At 62.4% G+C, this 24019-nt stretch carries 26 protein-coding genes; 13 read left to right on the forward strand and 13 right to left on the reverse strand.

Annotation, left to right across the window (positions count from 1 at the left end; all coding sequences use genetic code 11):
* Window positions 1-88 precede the first annotated feature (88 nt).
* From AAZU54_RS09255 to AAZU54_RS09280, 6 genes are all read left to right on the forward strand, one after another.
* Entirely contained in the window at window positions 89-1480 is a 1392-nt protein-coding gene (locus tag AAZU54_RS09255; protein WP_312152504.1) for a sigma-54 interaction domain-containing protein, read from the forward strand.
* Between the two features lie 245 nt (window positions 1481-1725).
* Window positions 1726-3117: a GntP family permease gene (locus AAZU54_RS09260; RefSeq protein ID WP_186554433.1), complete on the forward strand. Its 1392-nt coding sequence runs from the start codon at window positions 1726-1728 to the stop codon at window positions 3115-3117.
* Between the two features lie 11 nt (window positions 3118-3128).
* Window positions 3129-3899, forward strand: coding sequence for a 3-hydroxybutyrate dehydrogenase (gene hbdH, locus AAZU54_RS09265; protein ID WP_434727041.1), 771 nt, complete (start codon window positions 3129-3131; stop codon window positions 3897-3899).
* 55 nt (window positions 3900-3954) lie between these two features.
* Window positions 3955-4434, forward strand: a complete 480-nt coding sequence (eco, locus tag AAZU54_RS09270) for a serine protease inhibitor ecotin (RefSeq protein WP_186554431.1) — start codon at window positions 3955-3957, stop codon at window positions 4432-4434.
* A 58-nt stretch (window positions 4435-4492) separates the two neighbouring features.
* The gene (locus AAZU54_RS09275) at window positions 4493-6451 is read left to right on the forward strand and encodes an acetoacetate--CoA ligase (protein ID WP_434727042.1); all 1959 of its coding nucleotides are present in this window, start codon (window positions 4493-4495) and stop codon (window positions 6449-6451) included.
* Between the two features lie 34 nt (window positions 6452-6485).
* Complete coding sequence (locus tag AAZU54_RS09280) at window positions 6486-6761, forward strand: peptidylprolyl isomerase (RefSeq protein WP_186554429.1); 276 nt, start codon at window positions 6486-6488, stop codon at window positions 6759-6761.
* 6 nt (window positions 6762-6767) lie between these two features.
* On the opposite strand, the gene AAZU54_RS09285 is transcribed toward AAZU54_RS09280, so the two are convergent.
* Entirely contained in the window at window positions 6768-7391 is a 624-nt protein-coding gene (locus AAZU54_RS09285) for a LysE family translocator (protein ID WP_186554428.1), read from the reverse strand.
* 133 nt (window positions 7392-7524) lie between these two features.
* On the opposite strand from AAZU54_RS09285, the gene AAZU54_RS09290 reads away from it, so the two are divergent.
* Window positions 7525-8424 carry an AraC family transcriptional regulator gene (locus AAZU54_RS09290; protein WP_434727043.1) on the forward strand — a complete coding sequence of 300 codons (900 nt, stop codon included), beginning with the start codon at window positions 7525-7527 and terminating at the stop codon, window positions 8422-8424.
* Here the strand turns inward: AAZU54_RS09290 and AAZU54_RS09295 are convergent.
* The 3 genes from AAZU54_RS09295 to AAZU54_RS09305 all read right to left on the reverse strand — a co-directional run bounded on the left by AAZU54_RS09295 (window position 8397) and on the right by AAZU54_RS09305 (window position 11557).
* On the reverse strand, window positions 8397-9674 hold the full coding sequence (locus tag AAZU54_RS09295; RefSeq protein ID WP_434727044.1) for an NTP/NDP exchange transporter: 1278 nt from the start codon (window positions 9672-9674) through the stop codon (window positions 8397-8399). The genes AAZU54_RS09290 and AAZU54_RS09295 overlap by 28 nt on opposite strands.
* Window positions 9675-9678: 4 nt before the next feature.
* Entirely contained in the window at window positions 9679-10587 is a 909-nt protein-coding gene (locus AAZU54_RS09300) for an aldo/keto reductase (RefSeq protein ID WP_392467027.1), read from the reverse strand.
* A gap of 88 nt (window positions 10588-10675) precedes the next feature.
* On the reverse strand, window positions 10676-11557 hold the full coding sequence (locus AAZU54_RS09305) for a Dyp-type peroxidase (protein WP_404690501.1): 882 nt from the start codon (window positions 11555-11557) through the stop codon (window positions 10676-10678).
* A 194-nt stretch (window positions 11558-11751) separates the two neighbouring features.
* Here AAZU54_RS09305 and AAZU54_RS09310 point away from each other — a divergent pair, with 194 nt between their 5' ends.
* A complete protein-coding gene (locus tag AAZU54_RS09310) occupies window positions 11752-12657 on the forward strand; it encodes a bile acid:sodium symporter family protein (protein WP_428627360.1) in 906 nt (301 codons plus the stop codon).
* A 42-nt stretch (window positions 12658-12699) separates the two neighbouring features.
* Here AAZU54_RS09310 and AAZU54_RS09315 read toward each other — a convergent pair whose 3' ends face one another.
* Complete coding sequence (locus AAZU54_RS09315) at window positions 12700-13173, reverse strand: sterol desaturase family protein (protein ID WP_312154604.1); 474 nt, start codon at window positions 13171-13173, stop codon at window positions 12700-12702.
* 434 nt (window positions 13174-13607) lie between these two features.
* Between AAZU54_RS09315 and AAZU54_RS09320 the strand changes: the two genes are divergently transcribed.
* On the forward strand, window positions 13608-14315 hold the full coding sequence (locus tag AAZU54_RS09320) for an MgtC/SapB family protein (protein ID WP_392467017.1): 708 nt from the start codon (window positions 13608-13610) through the stop codon (window positions 14313-14315).
* An 18-nt stretch (window positions 14316-14333) separates the two neighbouring features.
* Here the strand turns inward: AAZU54_RS09320 and dksA are convergent, their stop codons facing one another.
* Genes dksA through AAZU54_RS09335 form a run of 3 tightly spaced genes read right to left on the reverse strand, consistent with a single transcriptional unit; the run spans window position 14334 to window position 16655 of the window.
* A complete protein-coding gene (gene dksA, locus AAZU54_RS09325) occupies window positions 14334-14741 on the reverse strand; it encodes an RNA polymerase-binding protein DksA (RefSeq protein WP_434727045.1) in 408 nt (135 codons plus the stop codon).
* Window positions 14742-14754: 13 nt separating this feature from the next.
* Window positions 14755-16092 (reverse strand): dihydroorotase, encoded by a 1338-nt coding sequence (locus tag AAZU54_RS09330; RefSeq protein ID WP_434727046.1) that lies wholly within the window; start codon window positions 16090-16092, stop codon window positions 14755-14757.
* Window positions 16093-16094: 2 nt separating this feature from the next.
* Entirely contained in the window at window positions 16095-16655 is a 561-nt protein-coding gene (locus AAZU54_RS09335; RefSeq protein ID WP_428627366.1) for a carbonate dehydratase, read from the reverse strand.
* A 126-nt stretch (window positions 16656-16781) separates the two neighbouring features.
* On the opposite strand from AAZU54_RS09335, the gene AAZU54_RS09340 reads away from it, so the two are divergent.
* Complete coding sequence (locus tag AAZU54_RS09340; protein ID WP_434727047.1) at window positions 16782-17291, forward strand: GNAT family N-acetyltransferase; 510 nt, start codon at window positions 16782-16784, stop codon at window positions 17289-17291.
* 44 nt (window positions 17292-17335) lie between these two features.
* Here AAZU54_RS09340 and AAZU54_RS09345 read toward each other — a convergent pair whose 3' ends face one another.
* From AAZU54_RS09345 to AAZU54_RS09355, 3 genes are read right to left on the reverse strand one after another with little or no spacing between them, the layout of a single operon-like run.
* Window positions 17336-18898 carry a sensor domain-containing diguanylate cyclase gene (locus AAZU54_RS09345; RefSeq protein ID WP_434727048.1) on the reverse strand — a complete coding sequence of 521 codons (1563 nt, stop codon included), beginning with the start codon at window positions 18896-18898 and terminating at the stop codon, window positions 17336-17338.
* Window positions 18899-18939: 41 nt separating this feature from the next.
* Complete coding sequence (gene xth / locus AAZU54_RS09350) at window positions 18940-19734, reverse strand: exodeoxyribonuclease III (protein ID WP_428627372.1); 795 nt, start codon at window positions 19732-19734, stop codon at window positions 18940-18942.
* Window positions 19731-19973, reverse strand: coding sequence for a hypothetical protein (locus AAZU54_RS09355; protein WP_312152166.1), 243 nt, complete (start codon window positions 19971-19973; stop codon window positions 19731-19733). Before AAZU54_RS09355 ends, xth begins: the two co-directional genes overlap by 4 nt.
* 167 nt (window positions 19974-20140) lie before the next feature.
* Between AAZU54_RS09355 and AAZU54_RS09360 the strand changes: the two genes are divergently transcribed.
* Both AAZU54_RS09360 and AAZU54_RS09365 read left to right on the forward strand, forming a co-directional pair.
* The gene (locus tag AAZU54_RS09360) at window positions 20141-20641 is read left to right on the forward strand and encodes a DUF4142 domain-containing protein (protein ID WP_186554413.1); all 501 of its coding nucleotides are present in this window, start codon (window positions 20141-20143) and stop codon (window positions 20639-20641) included.
* A 25-nt stretch (window positions 20642-20666) separates the two neighbouring features.
* Window positions 20667-20918 (forward strand): hypothetical protein, encoded by a 252-nt coding sequence (locus AAZU54_RS09365; protein ID WP_368972111.1) that lies wholly within the window; start codon window positions 20667-20669, stop codon window positions 20916-20918.
* A 66-nt stretch (window positions 20919-20984) separates the two neighbouring features.
* On the opposite strand, the gene AAZU54_RS09370 is transcribed toward AAZU54_RS09365, so the two are convergent.
* Window positions 20985-21161, reverse strand: coding sequence for a DUF6021 family protein (locus AAZU54_RS09370; RefSeq protein ID WP_225915688.1), 177 nt, complete (start codon window positions 21159-21161; stop codon window positions 20985-20987).
* Between the two features lie 58 nt (window positions 21162-21219).
* The gene (locus AAZU54_RS09375) at window positions 21220-22230 is read right to left on the reverse strand and encodes a DNA-binding protein (RefSeq protein ID WP_434727049.1); all 1011 of its coding nucleotides are present in this window, start codon (window positions 22228-22230) and stop codon (window positions 21220-21222) included.
* A 380-nt stretch (window positions 22231-22610) separates the two neighbouring features.
* Here AAZU54_RS09375 and AAZU54_RS09380 point away from each other — a divergent pair, with 380 nt between their 5' ends.
* A complete protein-coding gene (locus AAZU54_RS09380) occupies window positions 22611-23930 on the forward strand; it encodes an MFS transporter (RefSeq protein ID WP_434727050.1) in 1320 nt (439 codons plus the stop codon).
* The last annotated feature ends 89 nt before the right edge of the window (window positions 23931-24019 follow it).

Consider the following 24019-nt stretch of genomic DNA (forward strand, 5'->3'; position numbering starts at 1 on the left):
TCCCTGATGGAGCGGGCTTGCCCGCGAAACAGGCAACCCGCTACGACTGACAAACCTTTAATCATGCTCCACCTATCCAGGCCTCCCCATGCACGACAGCGACAGCCTCAAGGACTATCCCCAAGTACGCCAGTTGGCGATCCGTTCGCTGTTCGAGATCATCGAGCAGTCCAGCGAAGGCACGGTGATCGTCGACCGCCAGGCGCGCATCGTCTGGATGAACGAGCGCTACGCCCGCCGCTTTGGCCTGCCGGACGCTGCCAGTGCCATTGGCCAGCCGTGCGAGGCGGTGATTCCCGGTAGCCTGATGCGCGAGGTGGTCAGCGATGGCAAGCCGATCCTGCTGGATATGCTCGATACGCCCAATGAACCCTTGGTGGTCATGCGCCTGCCGATTCATGACGACCAGGGCAAGCTGATCGGGGCGATTGGCTTTGCCTTGTTCGATGAACTGCGCAGCTTGTCACCGCTGCTCAAACGTTATTCGAGCATGCAGCAGGAACTGGCATCGACCCGTTCGCAGTTGCGGGCGCGCCAGGCCAAGTACACCTTCGCCCAGTTCGTCGGCACCAGCCCAGCCAGCCTTGAAGCCAAACGCCGTGCCCGGCGTGGCGCCAACAGTGATTCGCCGGTGTTGCTGCTGGGTGAAACCGGCACCGGCAAGGAGCTGCTGGCCCACGCCATCCACGCCGCCTCGGCCAGGGCACACAAGGCCTTTGTCAGCATCAACAGCGCCGCGATTCCTGAAACGCTGCTTGAGGCCGAGTTCTTTGGCACCGCGCCGGGTGCCTTTACCGGCGCCGAGCGCAAGGGCCGTTCCGGCAAGCTGCAATTGGCCGAAGGCGGCACGCTGTTTCTCGATGAGATCGGCGATATGCCGCTGGCATTACAGAGCAAGCTGCTGCGGGTGCTGCAAGAGAAAGAGTACGAGCCGGTCGGCTCCAACCAGATGCTGCGCAGCGATGTGCGGATCATCGCTGCAACGTCCATCGATCTGCAGGCAGCCATGGCCGAAGGCCGGTTCCGTGCGGATTTGTACTACCGGCTGAACGTGCTGCCGATCCAGGTGCCGCCGCTGCGTGAGCGTCTGGATGACCTGCCGGCACTGTGTGAGGCGATTCTGGCGGATTTGGGCAGTCAGTATGAGCTTGAAGATGAGGCGCAGGCCTTGCTGATGCGCCATGCCTGGCCGGGCAATATTCGTGAGCTGCGTAACGTGCTGGAGCGGGCGACGCTGTTGGCGGATCAGCCGCGCTTGGGGTTGTGTGATTTGCAGGAAGCGCTAGGGCCTCTGCTGGTTGTGGAAGGGGCGCCGGTTGCGTTGAACCTGCGCGAAGCGTGTGAGCAGTTTGAGCGTAAGGTGATTGTCGAGGCCTTGGCGCGTTGTGCCGGGAATGTGCCGCAAACGGCGCAGAGCCTGGGGGTGGGACGGTCGACGTTATACAAGAAGATGGTCGCGCTGGGGGTTTTGTCTCAATAATGAGATTGGCGATCTATAGTTAGAGACCGCAGCGTTGGGGCCGCGTTGCGGCCCATCGGAGCGGTTCGGCGCCCCGACGAACCGCTCCGATGGGCTGCAAAGCAGCCCCAACAATCTCAAATCAGAGACATACATTCCTGAGCTAAAAGATAAACACATATAAATCAATCACTTAAGCAACTGGCACGATTCCCGCTATCCCCTCCAAACCCATAAAAACAAGATTCACCCAGGAGATAGACCCGATGACTGTGCTCATCGCCTTGGCAGCCCTCGCGCTGCTGATGCTCGCCGCCTACCGCGGCTACAGCGTAATCCTCTTCGCCCCCATCGCCGCCCTCGGCGCGGTGCTGCTCACCGACCCTTCTGCTGTTGCCCCCGCTTTCACCGGCGTGTTCATGGAAAAAATGGTCGGCTTCATCAAACTGTACTTCCCGGTATTTCTGCTCGGCGCGGTGTTCGGCAAGCTGATCGAGCTGTCTGGCTTCTCTCGCTCGATCGTTGCCGCCGCCATCCGCCTACTGGGCACCCGCCAGGCCATGCTGGTGATCGTGCTGGTCTGCGCCCTGCTCACCTATGGCGGTGTGTCGCTGTTCGTGGTGGTGTTCGCGGTGTACCCGTTCGCTGCGGAAATGTTCCGCCAGAGCAATATCCCTAAACGCCTGATCCCAGCGACCATTGCCCTGGGTGCGTTCTCCTTCACCATGGACGCCCTGCCCGGCACGCCACAAATCCAGAACATCATCCCCAGCACCTTCTTCAACACCACGGCCTGGGCCGCGCCCTGGCTGGGCTTGATTGGCACAATCTTCGTGTTCTGTACCGGCATGCTCTACCTGCAGCGCCAACGCAACAAGGCTCAGCGCGCCGGCGAAGGCTATGGCAGCGAACTGCGCAATGAGCCAGAAACCGCTGACGACCTGGCCCTGCCCAACCCGCTGCTGGCACTCGCCCCGCTGCTGCTGGTGGGGGTGATGAACCTGCTGTTCACCCACTGGATCCCCCAGTGGTACGGCAGCAGCCATAGCCTGCAACTGCCGGGGATGGCCGCGCCAGTGCAGAGCGATGTGGCCAAGCTGACCGCGATCTGGGCGGTGCAGGCGGCCTTGCTGGTGGGCATCTTGATGGTGCTGGTGTGCGCCTTCGGCGCAATCCGCCAGCGCCTGGCCGAGGGCACCAAAAGCGCTGTCAGCGGCGCCTTGCTCGCTGCCATGAACACCGCATCGGAATACGGCTTCGGTGCGGTGATCGCCTCGCTGCCGGGCTTCTTGGTGCTGGCCGATGCGCTACGCGGTATCCCTAATCCGCTGGTCAACGAAGCCATCACCGTGACCTTGCTGGCGGGCATCACTGGCTCGGCATCAGGCGGGATGAGTATTGCCCTGGCGGCGATGGGCGACAGTTTCATCGCAGCGGCCAACGCCGCCAACATCCCGCTTGAAGTGCTGCACCGGGTGGCGGCGATGGCCAGTGGCGGCATGGACACCCTGCCGCACAACGGCGCGGTGATCACGTTGCTGGCCGTCACCGGCCTGACCCACCGCGAAGCCTACAAAGATATTTTTGGGATTACCCTGATCAAGACCCTGGCGGTTTTCGTGGTCATCGCGACTTTCTACGCCACCGGCATCGTCTAAGGAGCTTTTGCATGACACTGACTGGCAAAACTGCACTCGTCACCGGTTCCACCAGCGGCATCGGCCTGGGCATTGCCCAAGTGCTGGCAGGCGCTGGGGCGAACATCATCCTCAACGGCTTTGGCGATCCGGCGCCGGCACTGGCCGAGATCGCCCGCCACGGGGTGAAGGTTGCCCATCACCTGGCAGACTTGTCCCAGGTCACGCAGATTGAAGACCTGTTCGCCCTGGCTGAGCGCGACTTTGGCGGGGTCGATATCCTCGTCAATAACGCCGGGATCCAGCACGTCGCCCCGGTCGAGAACTTTCCCCTCGAAAGCTGGGACAAGATCATTGCCCTGAACCTCTCGGCGGTGTTTCATGGCACGCGTCTGGCCTTGCCCGGCATGCGTGCGCGCAACTGGGGGCGGATCGTCAATATCGCTTCGGTGCATGGCTTGGTGGGCTCTACTGGCAAGGCCGCGTATGTGGCTGCCAAACATGGCGTGATCGGCCTGACCAAGGTGGTGGGGCTGGAAACCGCTACCAGCAATGTCACCTGCAACGCCATCTGCCCCGGTTGGGTGTTGACCCCGCTGGTGCAGAAGCAGATCGACGATCGCGCCGCGGCCGGGGCCGATCCGCAGCAAGCGCAGCACGATTTGCTCGCCGAAAAACAACCTTCTTTGGCGTTCGTCACCCCCCAGCATCTGGGTGAGCTGGTATTGTTCCTGTGCAGCGAGGCCGCAAGCCAGGTCCGCGGCGCCGCCTGGAACGTCGATGGTGGCTGGCTGGCCCAGTGAGGGTTGGCGGTGGGCCTGGCGCGGTCTTGCATTCGTTCAATTGCAAGGAGGCCGTATGCGCCCATTCCCACTGACCGCGATCTTCTCCCTGACCCTGGCCGCCGCCGTTCCGGCAATGGCGGCCACGCTCAAGGACGTCGCGCCCTATCCTGAGGCGGAACAAGGCTTCACCCGCCAGGTCATTCGCCTGCCCGCGCAGGCAGATGAATCGGCCCACAAGCTGGAGATTCTGGCTGGCAAAACCCTTGAGGTAGACTGCAATCGTCAGCGTCTGGCCGGAACCCTGGAAGAAAAAACCCTGGAAGGCTGGGGCTACAGCTACTACCGGCTGGAAACAGTCGGCGGTCCGGCCAGCACCCTGATGGCCTGCCCGGATGGCAAGAAAACCAAGGCCTTCGTGCCGGTAATCGGCGAAGGCTTCATGCTGCGCTACAACAGCAAGCTGCCGGTGGTGGTCTACGTGCCCAAAGGTGTCGAGGTGCGTTATCGCGTATGGTCGGCGTCCGAAAAGGTAGAAACAGCTAAAGTGGAGTAATAGAGCCCTTGTAGGCGCGGGCTTGCCCTCGCCTACACGCCTTTGCGGAGATTTCGGCATGAACGATGTGCTCTGGCGCCCCTCCACGGCGCGGATCGAGGCCAGCCGGATGGATGCCTTCCGCCGCCGGGTCAACCTGCGATTCAATCTGCAGCTCAACGATTACCCCGCCCTGCACCGCTGGAGCATCGAGCACCGCGCAGCCTTCTGGCAGACCCTGGCGGAGTACTTCCACGTACAGTGGCAATCCCCCGCCAGCCAGGTACTCGAAGAAGGCCCACGCATGCCCGATGCGCGCTGGTTCCCTGGCGCCACCCTCAACTACGCCGAACACCTGCTGCAGCGCCGCGACGACCGCCCGGCGGTTATCGCCGTACGTGAAGACGGTAAACGCCAGGGGTTCACCCATAGCCAACTGGCCGCCCAGGTGGCCGGTTTCCAGCGTGCCTTGAGCGCGTGTGGCATCCAGGCCGGTGACCGGGTTGCTGCGGTCATGCCCAATACCTGGGAAACGTTGGTGGCCATGCTCGCCTGCGCCAGTATCGGCGCGGTCTGGTCCAGCTCCTCACCCGAATTCGGCCTGCACGGCATCATCGATCGCTTCGGCCAGATCGAGCCGAAACTCCTGATTGCCTGCGCCGGCTACGAGTACGCCGGCAAGTGCATCGACCAGGTGGACAAGATCAACCAAGTGGTCAGCCAGCTGCCAGGCCTTGAGCGCTTGCTGATCGTGCCCTATACCCGCAGCCATACCCAAGCCGAGGAGTTCGTCGCGCCCAACGTCAGCCTGTGGGATGCGTTCTACCAGGCTGGGGGCGAGCCTCAGTTCACTGCGCTGCCCTTCGACCATCCGCTGTACATCCTCTACTCCAGCGGCACCACCGGCGTGCCCAAGTGCATCGTCCATCGCGCTGGCGGTGTGTTGTTGCAGCACCTCAAGGAACATGGCCTGCATAACGACTTGAAGGCCGACGACGTCCTGTTCTACTACACCACCTGCGGCTGGATGATGTGGAACTGGCTGGCCAGTGCCTTAGCCGTTGGCGCAACGATCGTGCTCTACGACGGCTCGCCATTTCACCCAGGCGCCGAACGCCTGCTCGACCTGATCGATAGCGAGCAGGTCACCGCCTTCGGCACCAGTGCCAAGTATCTGGCCGCGCTGGAGCAAGAAGGCCTGCAGCCGGCCACCAGCCATCGCCTGGACAGCCTGCGCCTGATCCTCTCGACCGGCTCGCCGCTGTCGCCGCACAGCTACGACTACGTCTATCGCAAGATCAAGGCCGACGTGTGCCTGGCTTCGATGTCTGGCGGTACCGATATCGTTTCCTGCTTTGTCCTGGGGAATCCGTTACTGCCAGTGCGCCGTGGCGAGATTCAGTGCAAAGGCCTCGGCATGGCGGTGGAGGTGTGGGACGAGCACGGCCAGCCGCTGATCGGCGAGAAAGGCGAGCTGGTCTGCACGCGCACCTTCCCCTCGATGCCGCTGGGGTTCTGGGGCGATAGCGATGGCAGCCGCTACCAACAGGCGTATTTCAGCCAGTTTGCCGGGGTCTGGGCCCAGGGCGACTATGCCGAGCAAAGTGCCACAGGTGGCCTGATAATCCATGGCCGCTCCGATGCAGTGCTCAACCCGGGCGGGGTGCGCATTGGCACGGCAGAGATCTACCGGCAGGTAGAGAAGGTCGAAGAAGTGGTCGAGAGCGTCGCCATTGGCCAGCAGTGGCACAACGATGTGCGCGTGGTGCTGTTCGTGCGCCTGCGCGAGGGGCTGCAACTGGATGACGCCCTGCGCCAACGTATCCGCCAGGTGATTCGCCAGTACACCACGCCGCGCCACGTGCCGGCGGTGATCGCCCAGGTCAACGATATCCCGCGGACCATCAGCGGCAAGCTGGTGGAATTGGCGATTCGCAATGTGGTCCACGGCCAGCCTGTGAAAAATACCGATGCCCTGGCCAACCCTGAAGCGCTGGAGCAATTCCGCGACCGCGCAGAGCTGCGCGATCAGGCATAATGGCGCCCTTTTTTGCCCGATACACAGGTGTCCCATGAAAGCTCAAGCCCGTCACATCCTGGTCAAGACCGCTGCCGAGGCCGAACAGCTCAAGCAGCGCATCGCCAAGGGCGAGGCCTTCGACGTCCTGGCGAAGAAGTTTTCCACCTGCCCGTCGGGCAAGCGCGGCGGCGATCTGGGTGAAGTGCGCCCAGGGCAGATGGTCGGCGCGATCGACCAGGTGATCTTCAAAAAAGCCCTGCGAGAGATCCACGGGCCGATCAAGTCCAAGTTTGGCTATCATCTGGTGCAGGTGTTCTACCGCGATTGATGAAGCCTAGCGCCGCGCTGCCAGCAACCCTAACCCGGCACAGCCAAGCAGCGAAGCACTGACCCGGTTGAACACCCGTCGTGGTCCAGGCCGATTGAACCAGCGCTGCAGGTAAGCGCCCAGCCCCGCATAGATCGCGATTGCCGCCCACTCCAACAGCAGGAACAGCCCGCCCAGCCAGAGGAACTGTTCACTGACCGGCGTGGCGCTGTTCATCGATACGAACTGCGGCAAAAAGGCGGTGAACAGCAAAATCGCTTTCGGATTACCCGCCGCCACCCAGAACTCTTGCCGCGCCAGGCGCCAAGTGCCGCGCGGGTGTTCACCCGTCAGTTGTGCCTCAGCAACCGGTGCCCGCCACAGTTGCCAGGCGATGTAGAACAGGTAGGCCGCGCCAATCACCTTGATGCTTAGAAACAGGTATTCGCTGGTGTGCAGCACCACCGCCAGGCCCATTGCCGCCAGGGTGATCATGCCGCTGAAGGCGAGAATCCGCCCAGCGCCGGCCACACAGGCGGTGCGCAGGCCATAACGGCTGGCGTTGTGCAGGGACAAGAGGTTGTTGGGGCCAGGTGCCATGTTCAGGGCAAAGCAGGCGGGGATGAAAAGCAGCAGGCTCGACAGGTCCATTATTGTTCTCCGTTGCGACCGGGCCAGCCTCGCCGCCCTGGCCTGCCGGCGTCAAGCACAGTCACGGGGTAAATGGCCGCAACAGTGGGCCACAGGTTAGACTGCGCGCTCCGCTGACACCCGAGACAGGCCCATGCATTGCGCAAGCAGCGAAATCTGGCATGACCCCGCCCTGCCCTTCGTCGAAAGTCGCCGCGCTTGTCATAGCCGCGCCTGTTACAAGGCCCATAGCCACCCAACGTTTTCCATAGGTGCGGTCGATGTGGGTTTTAGCCGTTTCAGCGGTGCCGGCAAACGGCAAGTGCGCCTGACGCCAGGCACCCTGGTGCTGGTGCCGGCGCAGCGGGTGCACGCTTGCAACCCGGAACCGGGTACGGCCTGGAGTTACCAGATGCTGCACCTGGATGCCCAATGGTTGCAGCAATTGCGCCTGGAGATGGGCACGCCAGCGGCTGATGCGGGTGAACCGGCGCGCATCGTCCGCTCAGCGGAGCTTTACCAGCACTTTTGTCAGCTCAATGCGCTGTTGTTCTCAGGCGCCGGGGTTGCCGAGAAGCACGCAGCGCTGGTGACGTTCATGGGGGACCATGATTTCAGTGCATACCCTGCGCTGGAGGCAGCTCCCATTGCACCGCTGGGGCGGTCTGTTCTGGGTCAACTGATTGAGCATATCGAACAGGCGGAATTGGCCGAGTTGAGCCTCGACTCGCTGGCACGCCAAGCCGACCTTGGGCGCTATCAGCTGATTCGCGCCTTCCGTGCAGCCACTGGTTTTACGCCCCACGCTTATCTGCTCAACGCCCGGATCAACCGGGCGCGGCAGCTGCTTCGCCAAGGTGAGGAACTTGCCGAGGTGGCCTACTGCCTGGGTTTCGCTGATCAGAGCCATTTTCAGCGGGTATTCAAGGCCCATACGGCGGCTACCCCGGGGTATTACCGAACTGCTGCACACCTAAGATTAGGGGCGCCTGTATTGAGGCCGCACAGCGGCCCCAAGGCCGCATTTCAGTTTCGCTCCTCCAGCCCCCGCTGACGGCGTCCCAGCCAGCCCCCGGTAACCGCCCAGCCCAGGGCAATCGCCGCACCAATCAGCATGGCCAGCTGCGGGTGGTCGCCCATCACATCCAGCGCACGCTTGACCCAGCCGCTCAAGGCATCGCCGCCGCGATAGACCACGGTGTCGATGAAGTTCTTGGCCTTGTACTTGTCTTCGGCAGGTAACACCGTAAACAGCATTTCTCGCCCAGGGCGAACCAAGGCGTATTCACCGGCGCGGCGTACCACCATCACCACCACGAACACAGCAAACACCGGCGCCATGGCCAGCCAGATGAAACCGGCCGCCATCACCAGCGGTACTGCCACCAAAAGCACGCCGACCCCAAGGCGCCGGGCCAGCCGCCCGGTGATAAACACCTGGGTCAGTATGGCCAGCGCCTGCACCACGCTGTCGATCAGGCCAAACACCTGGGTTTGCCGGGTCCGGTCAGAGAACGTTTCACTGACGATGCGTGCCTGTTCGAAGTACAAGAACGTACTGACACTGGCCAGCAGCACCACGAACAGTGCGATGCCCAGTAAATACGGCGAGCGCAGCACCGCGGTAGCGCCGGCGAACGGATTGCCACCCAAGGGCTTGGAGGCCGGATGCTCACTCATCGCCGGCAACGGATGGCGGTCACGCCAGCGCTGCAGGTAGAGCGTGGCGCCGATGCTGCCAAGCAGCAACAGACACGCCAGGACCAGCAACCCAGCATGCCCCAGCGGCGCCACCAGCAAGGTGCCGAGCACCGGACCGGTCAAGCCGCCAAAGCTGGCGCCGGCCGCCAGCAGGCCGAACAGTCGCTTGCCCTGTTCGCTGGAAAACAGGTCAGCCAACACGCTCCAGGCCAGGGAAATGGCCAGCAGGTTGAACACCGACAGCCAGATGTAAAAAGCCCGCGCCGGCCAGATATCGTCAGGGTCGCGGGCAAACAGCACGGCAAATAGCAGCAGGTTGCTGGCAAAGAAGGCATAGGTCCAAGGCAGGATGCGCCGTCGTTTGACCCGCGAAGCCAGCCAGCCGAACAGCGGCAGGCAGATCAGCGTCACCACGAAGGTGCCAGTGAACAGCCATTGCAGGTTGTCCACCCCGCCAGCTACGCCCATGGTCTCGCGTACCGGCCGCAGCATGAAGTAACCGGTGAACAGCAGGTAGAACAAGGCCAGACCGGCGATTACCGCCAGGCCCTCGTCGGGCTTGAGGTTGAGCCCTTGATCCAGGCGCCGCCGCCAGTTGCTCATCGGCTCAGGCGAACTGCTCGATCAGCGCTTGCTGCTGCGTCTGGCTGAGTAACGCACCACTGCCGGCCTTGAGTTGATCGAGCTGGCGGTCCGGGCGACTGGTCGCGGGGATCACCGCCGTCACGGCCGGATGGCTGATGGCGAACTTCAGGAACAACTGCGCCCAGCTGCTAACCCCGGCCTCTGCCGCCCAGCCCGGCAACGGCTGATCCTTGACCTTGGCGAACAGCCGGCCGTCATCGAAGGCACGGTTGATCAGCACCGCCACGCCCTTGTCCTGGCACAGCGGTAGCAGGCTTTTCGCCGCCTCAGGCGAGTTGACCGAATAGTTGATCTGGATGAAATCGAGCTTTTCGCTGCGCACAATCCGCTCGACATCATCCTGGCCGCTGGCCAGGTAGTGGGTAATGCCAATGTAGCGGGTCTTGCCCTGGGCCTTGAGCTCGCGGGCGTAGGGCAGTTGGCGTTGCCAGTCTCGCAGGTTGTGGATCTGCAGCAGGTCGACCTTGTCGGTGCGCAGGCTCCTGAGCGTGCCGGCCCACTGCTCCTGGGCGGCAGCGGCGCTGTCGGCGGCGATCTTGGTGGCGATGAAGCACTGGCGGTGCCAGCCGCCCTCCTCCAGCAACTGGCCGAGAATGGCATCGGCGCCGCCGTAGTTGGGCGAGGTGTCGATGACCTTGCCGCCACCGTCGAAAAACGCCTTGAGTACTTGCTTGAGCTGCTGGTACTGCGCAGAGCCCGCCTCGACCTCGAAACTGCCAGAGGTGCCAGCGCCGATGACCGGCAAGGCTTCACCGGTTGCGGGGACCTTGCGGGTGAGCATGCCGCTGGCGGCTTCAGCGCGTAGCCAAGGGCTGGCAGCCAGTAGGCCTAAAGCCGCACCAGTGCGTAGGACATCACGACGACCGTACATAGAAAAGCTCCCGTCATGAATCGGAAACTTTCAAGGCTAGCCGCTCTACCCCGCACCGGTGGGTGTTTCTGTATCTGGATGTTTAGCTTTAGGCCTGCAGCAGCAAGCTCAAGTCCAGACCGCCAGCATTGAGCGGTGGGCACCAGTAGTAACCGCCGGTCAGTGGCCGGCTGAAGCGGTACAGGCCGTCGATCACGCCGTCTTCCAGGCCGCTCATGCGGCGCAGCTGCACCTCGAAAGCGTCGAAGCTATGCCCCAGGGCAACGAATGCCAGGCCCGCGCCACGCTCATCGGTCCAGGCGACCGAACGCCTGACCATGAAGGCTTCAGGGTCGAAGCTCTCCTGAGCGGTACGTTTGACGTGTGCCGACTCTGGCGCATCGTCCAGCTCTTCGTTGTCGCTGAGACGGCGGCCAATGATGTTGTCTTGCTCAGCCTGCGGCAGCGACTTGAAGTAGTTCAGGTCATGCTTCCACAGCTGGAAGGCAGCAAAGCTCGAACCGCTCAGGCCTGGCTGCTCGCCGGCAACGATTGCCGCGTCTACTGCCGCTTGCTCGACCGGGTTCTCAGTACCGTCCTCATAGCCGGTCAGGTCGTGACCGCCGCGGTGCAGGAAGCCATCGACACTGTCTACCAGGCGCAAGGCCGGTGCCAGCAGTTGTTCCAAGGCCTGCGCGCGCAGGAACAGCTCACCGCGCTCAGCACCGCGCAGCCACAGCCACAGGGCGTGCTGGGTGCTAGGGTTCTCGACCGCCGCGTCCAGTTGCGGGAAGCTGCGTAGCCCCGGGACTTCGCGGCCCAGGGCCTTGGCCAGCGGCGCGCCGATGCCGACGATCAGTTGCTGGCCATCGACTTGCGTCAGCAAAGCGTCAAGCACCGCAGGCAGCGCCTGGCTTGCGTGCAAGGTGAAGAACAGGTGACGGGCGTGCGCCGGCACCGGGGTGGCAAGCAGACCTTGCTGGAACGGCATGACAGGCTAATCCTCGGCAAAAGCGCGAATCCTACTGCGCCCGCCGCCAGTAAGCAACGCGGCGCAGAGCCGCTGTAGCGGTGCTTTGGCCACAGGTGCAGTAACAAAACTTTACCAAGACCTGGCCTAGTGCGATTAGCGATCGTTCGAGCGCCACCTACACTGCTGGCACTACTTTGCTCGAGACAGTGCCCATGACCGCCTCACCCTTGCTTACCGCCGTCCTGCCTATCGCCTTGGGCATCATCATGCTCGGGCTTGGCTTGTCGCTGACCCTGGCTGACTTCGCCCGGGTGGTAAAGTACCCCAAGCCGGTAGTGATTGGCCTGGCTTGCCAGATCCTGCTGCTGCCGTTGGTGTGCTTCCTGATCGCCAATGGTTTTGGCCTGGAGTCGGCACTGGCGGTCGGCCTGATGCTGTTGGCAGCCTCGCCCGGCGGCACCACGGCCAACCTGTTCAGCCACCTGGCCCATGGCGATGTGGCGCTGAACATCACCTTGACCGCGGTCAACTCGCTGATCGCGATCCTGACCATGCCGCTGCTGGTCAATCTGTCGCTGATCTGGTTCATGGAGTCGGACCAGGCCATACCGCTGCAATTTGCCAAGGTCATGCAAGTGTTCGCCATCGTCTTGCTGCCGGTGGCGCTGGGCATGATGATCCGCCGCTGGGCACCGGGCTTTGCCGCGCGCATGGAGAAACCAATGAAGCTGGTGGCGGCGCTGTTTCTGGCGTTCACCATCGTCCTGGCGCTGGCCAAGGATTGGCAGACCGTGGTCGAGTACGCACCGATCGTCGGCGGCGCTGCGCTATTGTTCAACCTGCTCAGCCTGGGCGTGGGCTACTGGGTGCCGCGCTTGTTGAACATCCCCAAGCGCCAGGCGATTGCCATTGGTATGGAGATCGGTATTCACAACGGCACCTTGGCCATTGCCCTGGCCTTGAGCCCGTCGCTGCTCAATAACGCCACCATGGCAGTGCCAGCGGCGATCTATAGCTTGCTGATGTTCTTCACGGCGGCGGGGTTTGGCTGGTGGGTGAGCCGTGGCCACAAGGCAGAGCCAAGCGCGGCGGGTTCCGGGCGTACCGCTGAAGATTGACCTTTGCAGGGGCGGGCTTGATCCGGGATGAGGCCCGCTGCTTCAGCGCTCGATGTGCGTACGCCGCGCACGCAATTGGCGCTTGAGCACGGCCAAGGGCGGTGCATAGAAAAACCCGAACGAGACGCAGCCCTGGCGCCCCTTCACTGCATGGTGTAGCCGGTGCGCCCGGTGCAGTCGCTTCAGGTATCGATTGGCTGGGCGCAGCTTGCGCGGCCAATGCCGGTGAAACCAGCCGTCATGGGCCAGCACATACAGCAGGCCATAACCCGCCACCCCGCCGCCGACCCACTGCAATGGCGCATGCCCGGCCTTGCCCAGCGCCACCAGGCCGGTCGCAATCAAGGCCAGCGCCACCAGGTAGACGTCGTTGGTTTCCAGCATCCCCAACTGCGGCTGATGGTGCGAGCGGTGCAACCACCAGCCCCAGCCATGCATGATGTACTTGTGCGCCAAGGTGCCGACGCCTTCCATGGCCAGCACGGTGGCGAAGAGGATGGCGAGATTGAACAGCATGGGAAAATCCGCAGTAGATGACCAAAGGCGCAAGATTACCACCGCAGCCGGTACGGATCAGCCCAGCCTGATCAAGCAAACGCCTCTATGACGCAATTGTCATCTTTGTGTCGTTGACCTTGCCCCGTGCCAGGGGTAAGGTCCGCCGCGCAATTACGCATCCCCACACAGGAGTCCTGCATTGGACAGTAGCCCCAGTCGATTGCGACAGGTCCACACGGCGAGCTAGTCCGGCAGTATTTCTGCCACTGTCTCGCCAAACACGGTAGACGGTGGTTCAGCACGGCCCAAACGGGTCAATGCTCCCTCCCCCCTCTTCTTTACACCGCCGCCCGAAGGGCGATGGTTGCTGTGGTCCTGCGCATTCTCATTTTTCAACGTGCCATCTGCCGATGGTGCTCGTACGGGCGATTGCCCGTGCAACGAGGTTTGCTATGGATTGGAAAGTCTTTCTGCTGCGCGTCAGCGTAGCCCTGCTGCTCGGTGCCTTGATCGGCGCTGAGCGACAACTGCGTCAACGCCTGACCGGCCTGCGCACCAATGCGCTGGTCAGCACCGGCGCTTGCCTGTTCGTGCTGATGACCCAGGCGGTGCCGGGCATGGCCCCGACCGATGCGTCGCGGATCGCCGCTTATGTGGTGTCGGGTATCGGTTTTCTCGGCGGCGGCGTAATCATGCGCGACGGCTTGAACGTACGCGGGCTCAATACTGCCGCGACCCTCTGGTGCACCGCCGCTGTCGGCGTGCTGTGCAGCGTTGGGCTGCTGTTGGAGGCAGCGGTGGGCAGCCTGGTGGTGCTCTGCGCCAACATTTTGCTGCGCGATATCGCCCAACGCCTGGATCACCAGGAAGTGTTGCCGGCCAGCGAGGTCGAGCAGCGTTTCGAGGTGCGTATCGTTTGCCGCGCCGAGGATGAGATCCAGGTGCGCAGCCTGATGCTGCACAGTCTCAGCGACCCTGGCCTGCGCTTGCAGTCGCTGCACAGCGAGGATCTGCCTGACGCCAGCCGCCTGGAAGTGCGCGCCGAACTGCTGGGCAATCCGCAAGCCACGGCTCAACTGGAGCGGCTGGTCGGCCGGGTCAGCCTGGAAAAAGGCGTCAGCGCGGTGCGCTGGCAGGTGCGTGAGCTGGGGGCAGACTGAACGCCAGCGCGGGGCGGCTCAGGCGCCGTCCCGCTGGTGCTTTTCCTTCAGCTCCTGGCGCTCCTTGGCTTCGATGCACAAGGTGGCGGTCGGCCGCAGCAGCAAGCGGCGCAGGCCGATCGGCTCGCCGGTTTCCTCGCACCAGCCATACTCACCACGGGCCAGGCGCTCCAGGGCCTGGTCGATCTTGTCCAGCAGCTTCTTCTCGCGCTCCAGCGAGCGCAATTGCCAGTGCCGCTCCTCCTCGGCGCTGCCAATGTCGGCGGGGTCGCTGAGCACTTCCTGTTCGCGCAAGGCGCGAAACTCTTGCTCGATGCGCTGCTGCAGATCGCTACGCTGGCTTATCAGCAATGTGCGAAAAAACTGGCGCTGCGGCTCGTTCATGTAGGCCGCAGGGCTTTGCTTGAGTAACTCTTGTTCGTTCATGGCGGTGCTTCCTTCATCGTTCAAACATCAAGGGCAGCCCCTGGCAGCTGTCTATCACCTGGCCCTGGTGCCAAGCCAACTGCCCCGACACCACCGTGCTGCGCACGGCATGGCGAAAGCTGCGCTGGACAAAGGGGGTCCAGCCGCAGTGGGCGAGTATCGGTTGCGCGCTGGCTGGCAGGGGTTGGGCCAGGCGCTCGACCACCGCAAAATCCGCCCAGTAGCCTTCGCGCAGGTAGCCGCGCTCGCGAATGGCGAACAAGTCCGCTACTGCATGGCTGGTCTTGCTGACCATCTGGCCCAGGCTCATTACCCCTTCGCTGACCAGCTCCAAGGCGGCCGGCAGGGCATGCTGGACCAATGGCAGCCCGGACGGTGCCTGGAGGTAATCGCGCTGTTTTTCTTCAAGGCTGTGCGGTGCATGGTCGGTGCCGATCACATCGATGAGATCGCTGGCCAGCGCCTGACGCAAGGCGTCGCGGTCGGCGCGCGACTTGATCGCCGGATTGCACTTGATCAGATGGCCAAGCGCTGCGTAGTCGCTGTCGTCGAACAGCAAATGATGCAGGCAGACCTCGGCGGTGATGCGCTTGCCGGTCACCGGGCCTGGCTCGAACAACGCCAGCTCGCCGGCTGTGGTCAGGTGCAGCACGTGCAGCCGAGTGCCGAAACGCCGGGCCAGCTCGACGGCCAGCTTCGAGGAGCGATAGCACGCCTGGGCGTCGCGAATCTGTGGATGCGCGCCAGGCGGGATGAACGTGCCATGGCGCTGCTGCCACCGCGCCTGGTTGGCAAGGATGCTGGGGGTGTGCTCGCAGTGGGCGAGCAGGATGGTGGGGGCACAGTTGAACAGCTTTTCCAGTACCTGAGGGTCATCCACCAGCATGTCGCCGGTGGATGCGCCCATGAACACCTTGATCCCGGCGACCGCGCGAGGGTCGAGCGCGGCGATGGTTTCCAGGTTGTCGCGGCTGACGCCAAAGTGAAAACCATAGTTGGCCCGCGCAGTCGCCGCCGCGCGGCGCTGCTTGTCGGCCAGCGCTGCCAGGGTCAGGGTGGGCGGATGGGTGTTGGGCATGTCCATGAAACTGGTAATGCCGCCGGCCACTGCGGCACGCGACTCGCTGGCAATGGAGCCTTTGTGCGCAGCGCCTGGCTCACGAAAGTGCACCTGGTCATCGATCATGCCCGGCACCAGCCAGCGGCCATCGGCGTCGAGTTCGATACGCGCCTGGGCGTTGTCGATGCTCGCGGCGATTTTTTCGATGCGCCCGTGGGCGACCAGCAGATCGGCGTCGAACTCACGCCCTTCATTGACCACCCGGGCATTGCGTATGAGCAAGTCGGCCATGCTCAAAACTCGTTCTGCAAGGCCTTGTAGCCCTGGACCAGGTCGATATTGGTGCGCGCGACGTCTTCGGAGAACTCCGAGGCCGAAACGCTGACCGGCGGGTAACTTTGCAAATCGGTGTGGGGGCCGATGTGCTCGGTGGGCGGCACGTAGAAGCGTTCGGGCAAATCCCTGCCGTCGACCACCGAGTTGTGCCGCACCACGCTGCCATTGCCCACGCGGCAGTTGAACAACACGCTGTTGAAACCGATGAATACCCGATCACCCACCGTGCAGGGGCCGTGGACGATCGAGCGGTGGGCAATCGAGGTGTATTCACCAATGTTTACCGCGGCGCCAGACTTGGAGTGGATCACCACGCCATCCTGGATATTGGAGTTGGCGCCGATGACGATCGGCTGCATATCGCCGCTGGCGTCGACTTCATCGGCGCGGATCACGGCGTAGGGGCCAACGAACACGTTGTCCTTGATCACCACCTTGCCGCAGATGATCGCGGTTTGGTCGATGTAGGCCGACTCAGCGATTTCTGGGAGGTGGCCGGAGGGGTTTCTGCGAATCACAGTGGTTGATCCTGAGAGGGTGAGCAGACTCAAATGTTACGTTATAACAATTAACTTGCAAGCCCCCGCTTGCTCACCGCTCCGTCAGCTCTCAGACTTGCCGCTTTGCCTGCCCGAGACCGTCCTATGCGTATCCGCCCTACCCTGGCCAAGGATATCCCGCTGCTGCCAAGCATCGAGCGTTCGGCAGCCCAGGCATTTCTCAGTGTGCCCAGCTTGGCCTGGCTGGCTGCCGGTGAGGTGCTGGGCGAAACCGAGCATCGGACATTCATTCAGGCCCAGACGAGCTGGGTGGCAGTCGATGCGCACGAACGGGTATTGGGGTTTCTCTGCGCCCGTCTGGAGGGTGATGCGCTGCATATTCATGAAGTGTCCGTGGCTCAGCAGGCGCAGGGCCAAGGGCTTGGCCGTGGGCTGATTGCCCAGGCAGTCAGTGCGGCTCGAGAGATGGGTTGTACTGGGGTGACGTTGACAACCTTTGCCGAGGTGCCTTGGAATGCGCCGTTTTATCAGCGGCTTGGTTTTGCCGTGATTAGCCAGGAGCAGTTGGGCGAGCGGTTGCTAGGGATCTTGGAGGAAGAACAGCGCCAGGGGCTGGGTGGGCGCTGCGCCATGCGCATGATTCTGGCCGGATAGTGTCAGTGCCGGCCTCATCGCGGGGCAAGCCCCAAAACCTCTGGCTAGGCACTCGTGGCCGGCGCACCAGCCAGGCAATAACGGTCCCTACCCTGGCGTTTGGCTTCATACAGCGCGCTATCGGCCACCGCCATCAAGCCCTCTGCGGTAATCGTCTCAAGGGCCGGATAAGCCACCGCAATCCCAGCACTGGCCGACACCTGTCCCAACGGGCTGCCGGCGTGCTCAATACCCAAGCGGCGCAGCATATGCAGCGTTTCTTGGACGATCAACACGGCACCTTGCGCGTCGGTATCGGGCAGCAACAGGGTGAATTCTTCACCGCCATAGCGCACCGCCAGGTCCGCAGGGCGCTTCAACATGTGCCGTAGTAATTCGCCAACCCGGCGCAGGCATTGGTCGCCTGCCGGGTGGCCGTAGCGGTCGTTGTAGGCCTTGAAGTAATCCAGATCCATCATCACCAAGGCCAGCGGATAGCCTTGCCGACGTGCCCGGCCGACTTCAGCTTCGAACACCGCATCGAGTCGCCGGCGGTTGCCCAGGCCGGTCAGGCTGTCGGTCAGGGCCAGGTCCTTGAGGGTCTGGTGCGCCTGATGCAGAGCGCGTTCGATGGCAATCCGTTCGCGCAGCTGGCGTAGCACCACCCAGCCGAATACCGCCAAGCCCAGCAGCAAGACCAGCAGCACGCCAATTGACTTGATCATGTCATGCCGCCACGGCGCGATGATCGACTCGCGCGACAGCCCCGCCTCCACCACCAGCGGATACCGGCTCAGTGCCCGGTAGGCATACAGCCGCGGCGTGCCGTCGACCACTGCCACCGCTTGCGTGATGCCTTCGTTGGCATACGGCAGGTGGTTGCGAAACACCTCGCTGTCGGCCAGGCTGCGGCCAACCACCTGCTCGACGAAGGGCCGGCGTACCAAAATGGTCCCATCGCGCTTGGCCAAGACCAGGGCACCGCGCTCGTCGATCTTGAAATCGCCGTAATAACGCACGAACCAGTCGACTTTGATGGTGCCCAGCAGCACCCCGGCAAAACTGCCGTCGGGATAGTTCAAGCGCCTGGAAATCGGAATGATCAAATCGCCGGTCGAGCGGCTTTTGACTACCGAGCCGATGCGGACATGGCGATCGGTGTGGCTGCGGTGATAGCTGAAATAGTCGCGATCGGCGTTGTTGGCGTTGGCCGGGATGGCGTCCTGGTCAGTGACGATCCAGCTGCCGTCCGGGCCATACACGAACAAGCCGTGCAACTGCGGCATGATGGTGGCCTGCTGACGCAGCAAGGCGTGCAGGCGCGGTCGGTCGAGGTGCTCGAAGCCGTCGCCTTCCAAGCGCTCGGCCAATGCTGCGGTAATCGCATCGACCTGGCGGATAGCATCTTCGGCGTGTTGCGCAGAGGCACGGGCCAGGTTGGTGACCGAGTCTTCGGCATTGACGAACGCATGCCGATAATCACGCCAGATGCGCCAGGTTTCGGTCGACACGAATGCCAGCATCACCACCGCCATGAACACCAGTACCAGACGAAACAAGGCCACGGCGCGGCCCTCGCCGGTTACCGCGAACAGCCCGTCATCGTCGTGTTTCCTGGCAGCACGCATTGAAATCCCTTGTTGTCGCAATTGCCGTCCTTGACTATAGATCAGCGCCGTTTGCGCGAGCCCAGCTCGATCCAGGTCGGCGCGTGATCGCTGGCTTTGGGCTCGTTACGCACCCAGGCGTCGACCCCTGCCGCCTTCAGATAGGGGGCTAGCGCGCGATTGAGCAGCAAGTGGTCGATGCGCAACCCAGCATTGCGCGCCCAATGATTGCGAAAGTAATCCCAGAAGGTATACACCCGCTCATCCGGGTGCAGGTGGCGCACGGCATCGGTCCAGCCTTGCCCAAGTAGGCGCTGGTAGCAGGCGCGCGATTCCGGTTGGAGCAAGGCGTCCTTGAGCCAGGAGCGCGGGTTGTAGATGTCTTGATCGGTGGGCACCACGTTGAAGTCACCGGCCAGCACCGTCGGGTGCTCGCTTTCGCATAGCCCCTGGACATGCTCGATCAGGCTTTCGAACCAGGCGAGCTTGTAATCGAACTTCGGCCCCGGTTGCGGATTGCCGTTGGGCAAGTACAGACAGGCGACCAGCACGCCATGGGTCGCAGCCTCCAGGTAGCGGCTCTGGCTGTCGTCTTGCATGCCCGGCAACCCCCTGCGTACTTCCAAGGGCTCACTGTCGCGGGCCAGTATCGCCACCCCGTTCCACGCCGGCTGGCCCTGGTACACACAGCCATAGCCGGCAGCTTCCAAGGCCTGACGGGGAAAGTCCTTGTCTGCGGCCTTGAGCTCTTGCAAGCAGGCGATATCCGGTTGTTCACGCTCTAGCCAGGCCAGCAAGCCAGGCAAGCGACTGCGGATGCCATTGATGTTGAAGGTGGCAATCTTCAGTGCTTTCATGCGTCTGGATCGTTGACGTGGGCCTGCACGGCGTCCTCGAGGGCGCGGACATGGGCCTGGTCGGCCAGCGTCTTGAGGGCCAGCCAATCATCCCAGTCGAGGGCGCCGTCGTCGCGCAGCGCCTCGGCAGTGCGAATCAGCTCGTGGTGATAAGCATCCGGCGATTCGCGCCTATAGCTCTCGTCGTCGTACTGGGCGTACCAGGCTTCAAGCTCGGGAATGCTGCGTTCAATGCTCATGCCCCCTGCTCCTTCATGCAACCTTTGAATCTCTGAGCCCTGCCCGCTGGCATCGTTCCCCAGTGGTGCACAGGAGGCGCTGTGCGCAGAAAAATTAAACCTTTGCTCGGCGCCATGGCTCAACCATAAGCGACATTGAGGTCGCGCCAACTGAGAAGGAGTGCGTCATGAACAACCTGTTCCTCAAGCGGGTCGGCTTGTCCGTCGCATTGGGCATGGCTTCGTTGCATGCCATGGCCGCAAGTTCAGATGACTTTGTCGATGCTGCCACCGAAGCCGGTATTGCCGAAGTGGTGACCGGCAACCTGGCCATGCAGAAGAGCCAGAATGCCGACATCAAGGCCTTCGCTCAACAAATGGTCACCGACCATACCAAGGCCAATCAGCAACTTGGCGATGTCGCCCGCAAACACGATATCAGCGTGCCGGATGAGGCCGCGCTGACCGACAAGGTGAAGAAGGTGATCCTGGAGTGGCGTGACGAGTCGTTCGACAAGTCGTACATCAACAACCAGGTCGATGCCCACGAAAAAGCCGTGGAGTTGTTCCAGAAAGAGGCCAGCTCTTCTGACAAGCCTGACCTGAAAGCCTTCGCCAGCGACACGCTGCCGACCCTGCAAAAACACCTGGAGCATGCCAAGCAGCTCCAAGCCAAACACGGCAAATGAATTGATTCTGCGAGGTTAGCCATCCATGAGTAACGATCCACTACGCTCAGAAGTTCTCACCCGCCTGCTGCATGCCCACCCGCAGGGGCTGGGCAAGGAAGTGCTGGACAATTATCGCGGCGAGAAAGCCGTGGCCGGCATGCTCAAGACCCTGCAGGACGAAGGGCTGATTCACGATGGCAGCGTTGGCGTCGACGCCGAGCACCAGATCAGCGTGCAGTATCCGATCAAACTCTCCAGCGCGGGGGTTGAGGCAGCCAAGCAAGTCGAAGGCTGACCATTCTGACTGGTTTAAGCCCATTCCGGCCTCTTTGCGGGCTCACCTGCAAAGAGGCCGGAGTCTTCATTGCTTCTTCTCAAAATCCCGCGGCGGCTTGGCCGGCCCCTGGGGATCAACTTGCGGATCATCGACATCTGGCGAGTCCGGATCAAACCCCAGATCATCCTTTTGAGTGGAATGCTCGGAAGAATGAGGCCCCTTCCCTGGCTGTTCAGTAGGCTGTTGCTCTGGCTTGGACATGGTTGAGCGACTCCGGTGGGTGTTTATAGAAGAAACCACCGACAGCGCAAAGTTTGATTTATCCGCCTTCACCAAGCCGATTGGCATGCTCTTTGGCAGTCAAAGCCGCGCGGCATTCGCTCAACGCGGCAGACCGACTGCCGAGGTCAGCCTGCAAATAATCCAACTGCTGCTTCTGCTCACTGCACAACTCACGCTTTTGCTCCAACTGCTGGGCTTGCGCCTCAAGCTGACGGCGCATCTCATCACTGCTGCCCTGCGCCTGGGCCAGGATCGAACGCAGCCCCTGCACTTGTGCATCGCGTTGCTCAAGTTGCTCGTTCATCAGGGTGTGCTGCGCGGTCAACTGACGGCTCTCGCCTAGCAAACGCTCATTGTCGCGGTGCAGGCGGGTCAATTCTTCCTGGCGCACGATCAAGCCCTGCTGCAATTGCCGCTGTTCGACCTGCAGCTGTTGAACCTGCGCCTCATGCCGGCGCTGTTCTTGCTCGCGCTGCTCGCGGCTGGCGGCGCGGTAGTGCTCGAGCGCATCGCGAGCGTGGCGATGTTTGTCTTCCAGCGAACGGATTTGCTCATCCTTGTCGGTCAGGCGCAGCTGTAACTCGCCCAGCGACTGGTTGAGGCTGGCACTGCGCAATTGCTCAGCTTGCAGGGTACTCAAGGTCGAGGCGAGCTTCTCCGATTCGGCCTGCAAGGCGGCGGCCTGGATCTGCTGCTGTTGGTGCGCCGCAGCCAGCGCCTGCTGAGCCAGCTGCAGCTGCGTCTGCAGCTGTTCACGTTGCTCGACGAATACCGCTTCGGCCTGGCGAATGTGCGCCTCTGCTTGCTCATGCAACTGCGCCGCCAGCTGATCCACCAGCCGTGCCAATTGCTCGTTCAGCCCTGACATCGCCAACGGCGCCGCGGGTTGCTGGGCCTCCAGTTCTTTGAGGTAGCGGTGAATGGTGGTTTTCGAGCCCGTGTTGCCCAACTCGATTCGTACCGCATCGATGCTTGGGTGTTCGCCACGGGCTATCAAGGCCTGGCGCGCCTGCTGCACTACCGCTTTGTTGATACCGCCGCGCGCCATGTTTGCTCCTACGATTTCGTAATGTAGTACGTACTATGTAATTACGTACCAATTCTGATCGCAGTGAAACGGCTTTTCAAGGACTAGATGACAATAAACACGGCTTATCGCATGTGATAGGCAAATGAGTCGCTAAGAGTTGCCGGCAGATGTACAGAAGCGCGCGGCGGGAGTACTGGATAAGGAAAAGCGGCCGATACCCAGACGCAAGGAAACGCGGCCCGCTACTGTTCGATGATCGAACACAAGCGCCCCCCTTGAATTGACGGTCTGTGATTCACTGCGCACCATTCACCGACCTCGCGCCCCGCTCTGCCTAAAAGCTGGTCGCGTTCGATAAGCCATTGCAGCTCATAACAAGTTCAATAAACGACCCTTAAATGACCGATTCCAAGATCACCACGCCCCGCCTCACGCAGGGAGGCATCGGCGACAAAGTTCGCGATGCCTTCGCCGTCGGCAAGACCCGCTGGGGCATGCTCGCCCTGGTGTTCTTCGCCACCACCTTGAACTACATCGATCGCGCTGCCCTCGGGATCATGCAACCGATGCTGGCCAAGGACATGAGCTGGACGGCGATGGACTACGCCAACATCAACTTCTGGTTCCAGGTCGGCTATGCGATCGGCTTTTTGTTGCAAGGCCGGCTGATCGACAAAGTAGGCGTCAAGCGTGCGTTCTTCGCCGCCGTGCTGCTCTGGAGCCTTGCCACAGGCGCCCACGGCTTGGCGACCTCGGCGGCGGGGTTCATGGTTTGCCGGTTCATCCTTGGCCTGACTGAAGCGGCCAATTACCCCGCTTGCGTCAAGACCACGCGGCTGTGGTTCCCCGCTGGCGAACGGGCGATTGCCACCGGCCTGTTCAACGCCGGCACCAATGTCGGCGCCATGGTCACCCCGGCGCTGCTGCCGCTGATCCTCGCCGCCTGGGGCTGGCAAGCCGCGTTCATCGCCATGGCTTGCCTGGGCCTGGTCTGGCTGGTGTTCTGGGGGCTGAAATACTTCGACCCTGAGCAGCACCCGCGGGTGCGCCAGAGCGAACTGGACTACATCCAACAGGACGTCGAGCCAGAGGCGCGCCGGGTACCCTTCAAGCGCATCCTGCGCATGCGCGGGACCTGGGCCTTCGCCGTGGCGTACTCGATCACCGCCCCGGTGTTCTGGTTCTACCTGTACTGGCTACCGCCGTTTCTCAATCAGCAGTACGACTTGGGCATCAGCGTTACCCAGATGGGCATCCCGCTGATTCTGATCTGGCTGACCGCTGATTTCGGCAGCATCGGCGGCGGCATCCTGTCTTCCTGGTTGATCGGTCGCGGCGTACGGGCCATCCGCGCGCGGCTGATCTCGCTGCTGATTTTCGCCTGCAGCATGCTCAGCGTGACTTTTGCCGCGCACGCCAGTGGCCTGTGGATTGCGGTACTGGCCATCGCGGTGGCGGTTGGCGCGCACCAGGCCTGGACGGCGAATATCTGGAGCCTGCTGATGGACTACACGCCCAAGCACCTGATCAGCTCGGTGTTCGGCTTCGCCAGCATGTGCGCGGCCATTGGTGGGATGTTCATGACCCAGATCGTGGGCAGCGTGCTGACTGCAACCCATAACAACTATGCGGTGTTGTTCACCCTGATTCCGGCCATGTACTTCCTGGCGCTGATCTGGCTGTACTTCATGGCGCCGCGCAGTATCGAAACGCTGTAAGCAGGCATGGTGCTTTCCTCGCAGGCCCGTCATGGGCCTGTTTTTTTGTGTTGTAGTTGCGGGCCTCATCGCGGGACGAGCGCGGTCCT

Origin of the sequence: Pseudomonas sp. Je.1.5.c (genome assembly GCF_051129895.1) — a bacterium.
Taxonomy (GTDB): Bacteria; Pseudomonadota; Gammaproteobacteria; order Pseudomonadales; family Pseudomonadaceae; genus Aquipseudomonas; species Aquipseudomonas urmiensis.

Bases quoted from the DNA above. Each gene is read 5' to 3' on its own strand.
- AAZU54_RS09320 (WP_392467017.1), top strand. From the start codon at position 13,608: ATGGATTGGAAAGTCTTTCTGCTGCGCGTCAGCGTAGCCCTGCTGCTC.
- AAZU54_RS09360 (WP_186554413.1), top strand. From the start codon at position 20,141: ATGAACAACCTGTTCCTCAAGCGGGTCGGCTTGTCCGTCGCATTGGGC.
- AAZU54_RS09365 (WP_368972111.1), top strand. From the start codon at position 20,667: ATGAGTAACGATCCACTACGCTCAGAAGTTCTCACCCGCCTGCTGCAT.
- AAZU54_RS09285 (WP_186554428.1), bottom strand. From the start codon at position 7,391: ATGGACCTGTCGAGCCTGCTGCTTTTCATCCCCGCCTGCTTTGCCCTG.
- hbdH (WP_434727041.1), top strand. From the start codon at position 3,129: ATGACACTGACTGGCAAAACTGCACTCGTCACCGGTTCCACCAGCGGC.
- AAZU54_RS09295 (WP_434727044.1), bottom strand. From the start codon at position 9,674: ATGAGCAACTGGCGGCGGCGCCTGGATCAAGGGCTCAACCTCAAGCCC.
- AAZU54_RS09315 (WP_312154604.1), bottom strand. From the start codon at position 13,173: ATGCTGTTCAATCTCGCCATCCTCTTCGCCACCGTGCTGGCCATGGAA.
- AAZU54_RS09370 (WP_225915688.1), bottom strand. From the start codon at position 21,161: ATGTCCAAGCCAGAGCAACAGCCTACTGAACAGCCAGGGAAGGGGCCT.
- AAZU54_RS09260 (WP_186554433.1), top strand. From the start codon at position 1,726: ATGACTGTGCTCATCGCCTTGGCAGCCCTCGCGCTGCTGATGCTCGCC.
- AAZU54_RS09345 (WP_434727048.1), bottom strand. From the start codon at position 18,898: ATGCGTGCTGCCAGGAAACACGACGATGACGGGCTGTTCGCGGTAACC.
- eco (WP_186554431.1), top strand. From the start codon at position 3,955: ATGCGCCCATTCCCACTGACCGCGATCTTCTCCCTGACCCTGGCCGCC.
- AAZU54_RS09310 (WP_428627360.1), top strand. From the start codon at position 11,752: ATGACCGCCTCACCCTTGCTTACCGCCGTCCTGCCTATCGCCTTGGGC.
- AAZU54_RS09340 (WP_434727047.1), top strand. From the start codon at position 16,782: ATGCGTATCCGCCCTACCCTGGCCAAGGATATCCCGCTGCTGCCAAGC.
- AAZU54_RS09375 (WP_434727049.1), bottom strand. From the start codon at position 22,230: ATGGCGCGCGGCGGTATCAACAAAGCGGTAGTGCAGCAGGCGCGCCAG.
- AAZU54_RS09300 (WP_392467027.1), bottom strand. From the start codon at position 10,587: ATGTACGGTCGTCGTGATGTCCTACGCACTGGTGCGGCTTTAGGCCTA.
- AAZU54_RS09255 (WP_312152504.1), top strand. From the start codon at position 89: ATGCACGACAGCGACAGCCTCAAGGACTATCCCCAAGTACGCCAGTTG.
- xth (WP_428627372.1), bottom strand. From the start codon at position 19,734: ATGAAAGCACTGAAGATTGCCACCTTCAACATCAATGGCATCCGCAGT.
- AAZU54_RS09275 (WP_434727042.1), top strand. From the start codon at position 4,493: ATGAACGATGTGCTCTGGCGCCCCTCCACGGCGCGGATCGAGGCCAGC.
- AAZU54_RS09330 (WP_434727046.1), bottom strand. From the start codon at position 16,092: ATGGCCGACTTGCTCATACGCAATGCCCGGGTGGTCAATGAAGGGCGT.
- AAZU54_RS09305 (WP_404690501.1), bottom strand. From the start codon at position 11,557: ATGCCGTTCCAGCAAGGTCTGCTTGCCACCCCGGTGCCGGCGCACGCC.
- AAZU54_RS09290 (WP_434727043.1), top strand. From the start codon at position 7,525: ATGCATTGCGCAAGCAGCGAAATCTGGCATGACCCCGCCCTGCCCTTC.
- dksA (WP_434727045.1), bottom strand. From the start codon at position 14,741: ATGAACGAACAAGAGTTACTCAAGCAAAGCCCTGCGGCCTACATGAAC.
- AAZU54_RS09280 (WP_186554429.1), top strand. From the start codon at position 6,486: ATGAAAGCTCAAGCCCGTCACATCCTGGTCAAGACCGCTGCCGAGGCC.
- AAZU54_RS09355 (WP_312152166.1), bottom strand. From the start codon at position 19,973: ATGAGCATTGAACGCAGCATTCCCGAGCTTGAAGCCTGGTACGCCCAG.
- AAZU54_RS09380 (WP_434727050.1), top strand. From the start codon at position 22,611: ATGACCGATTCCAAGATCACCACGCCCCGCCTCACGCAGGGAGGCATC.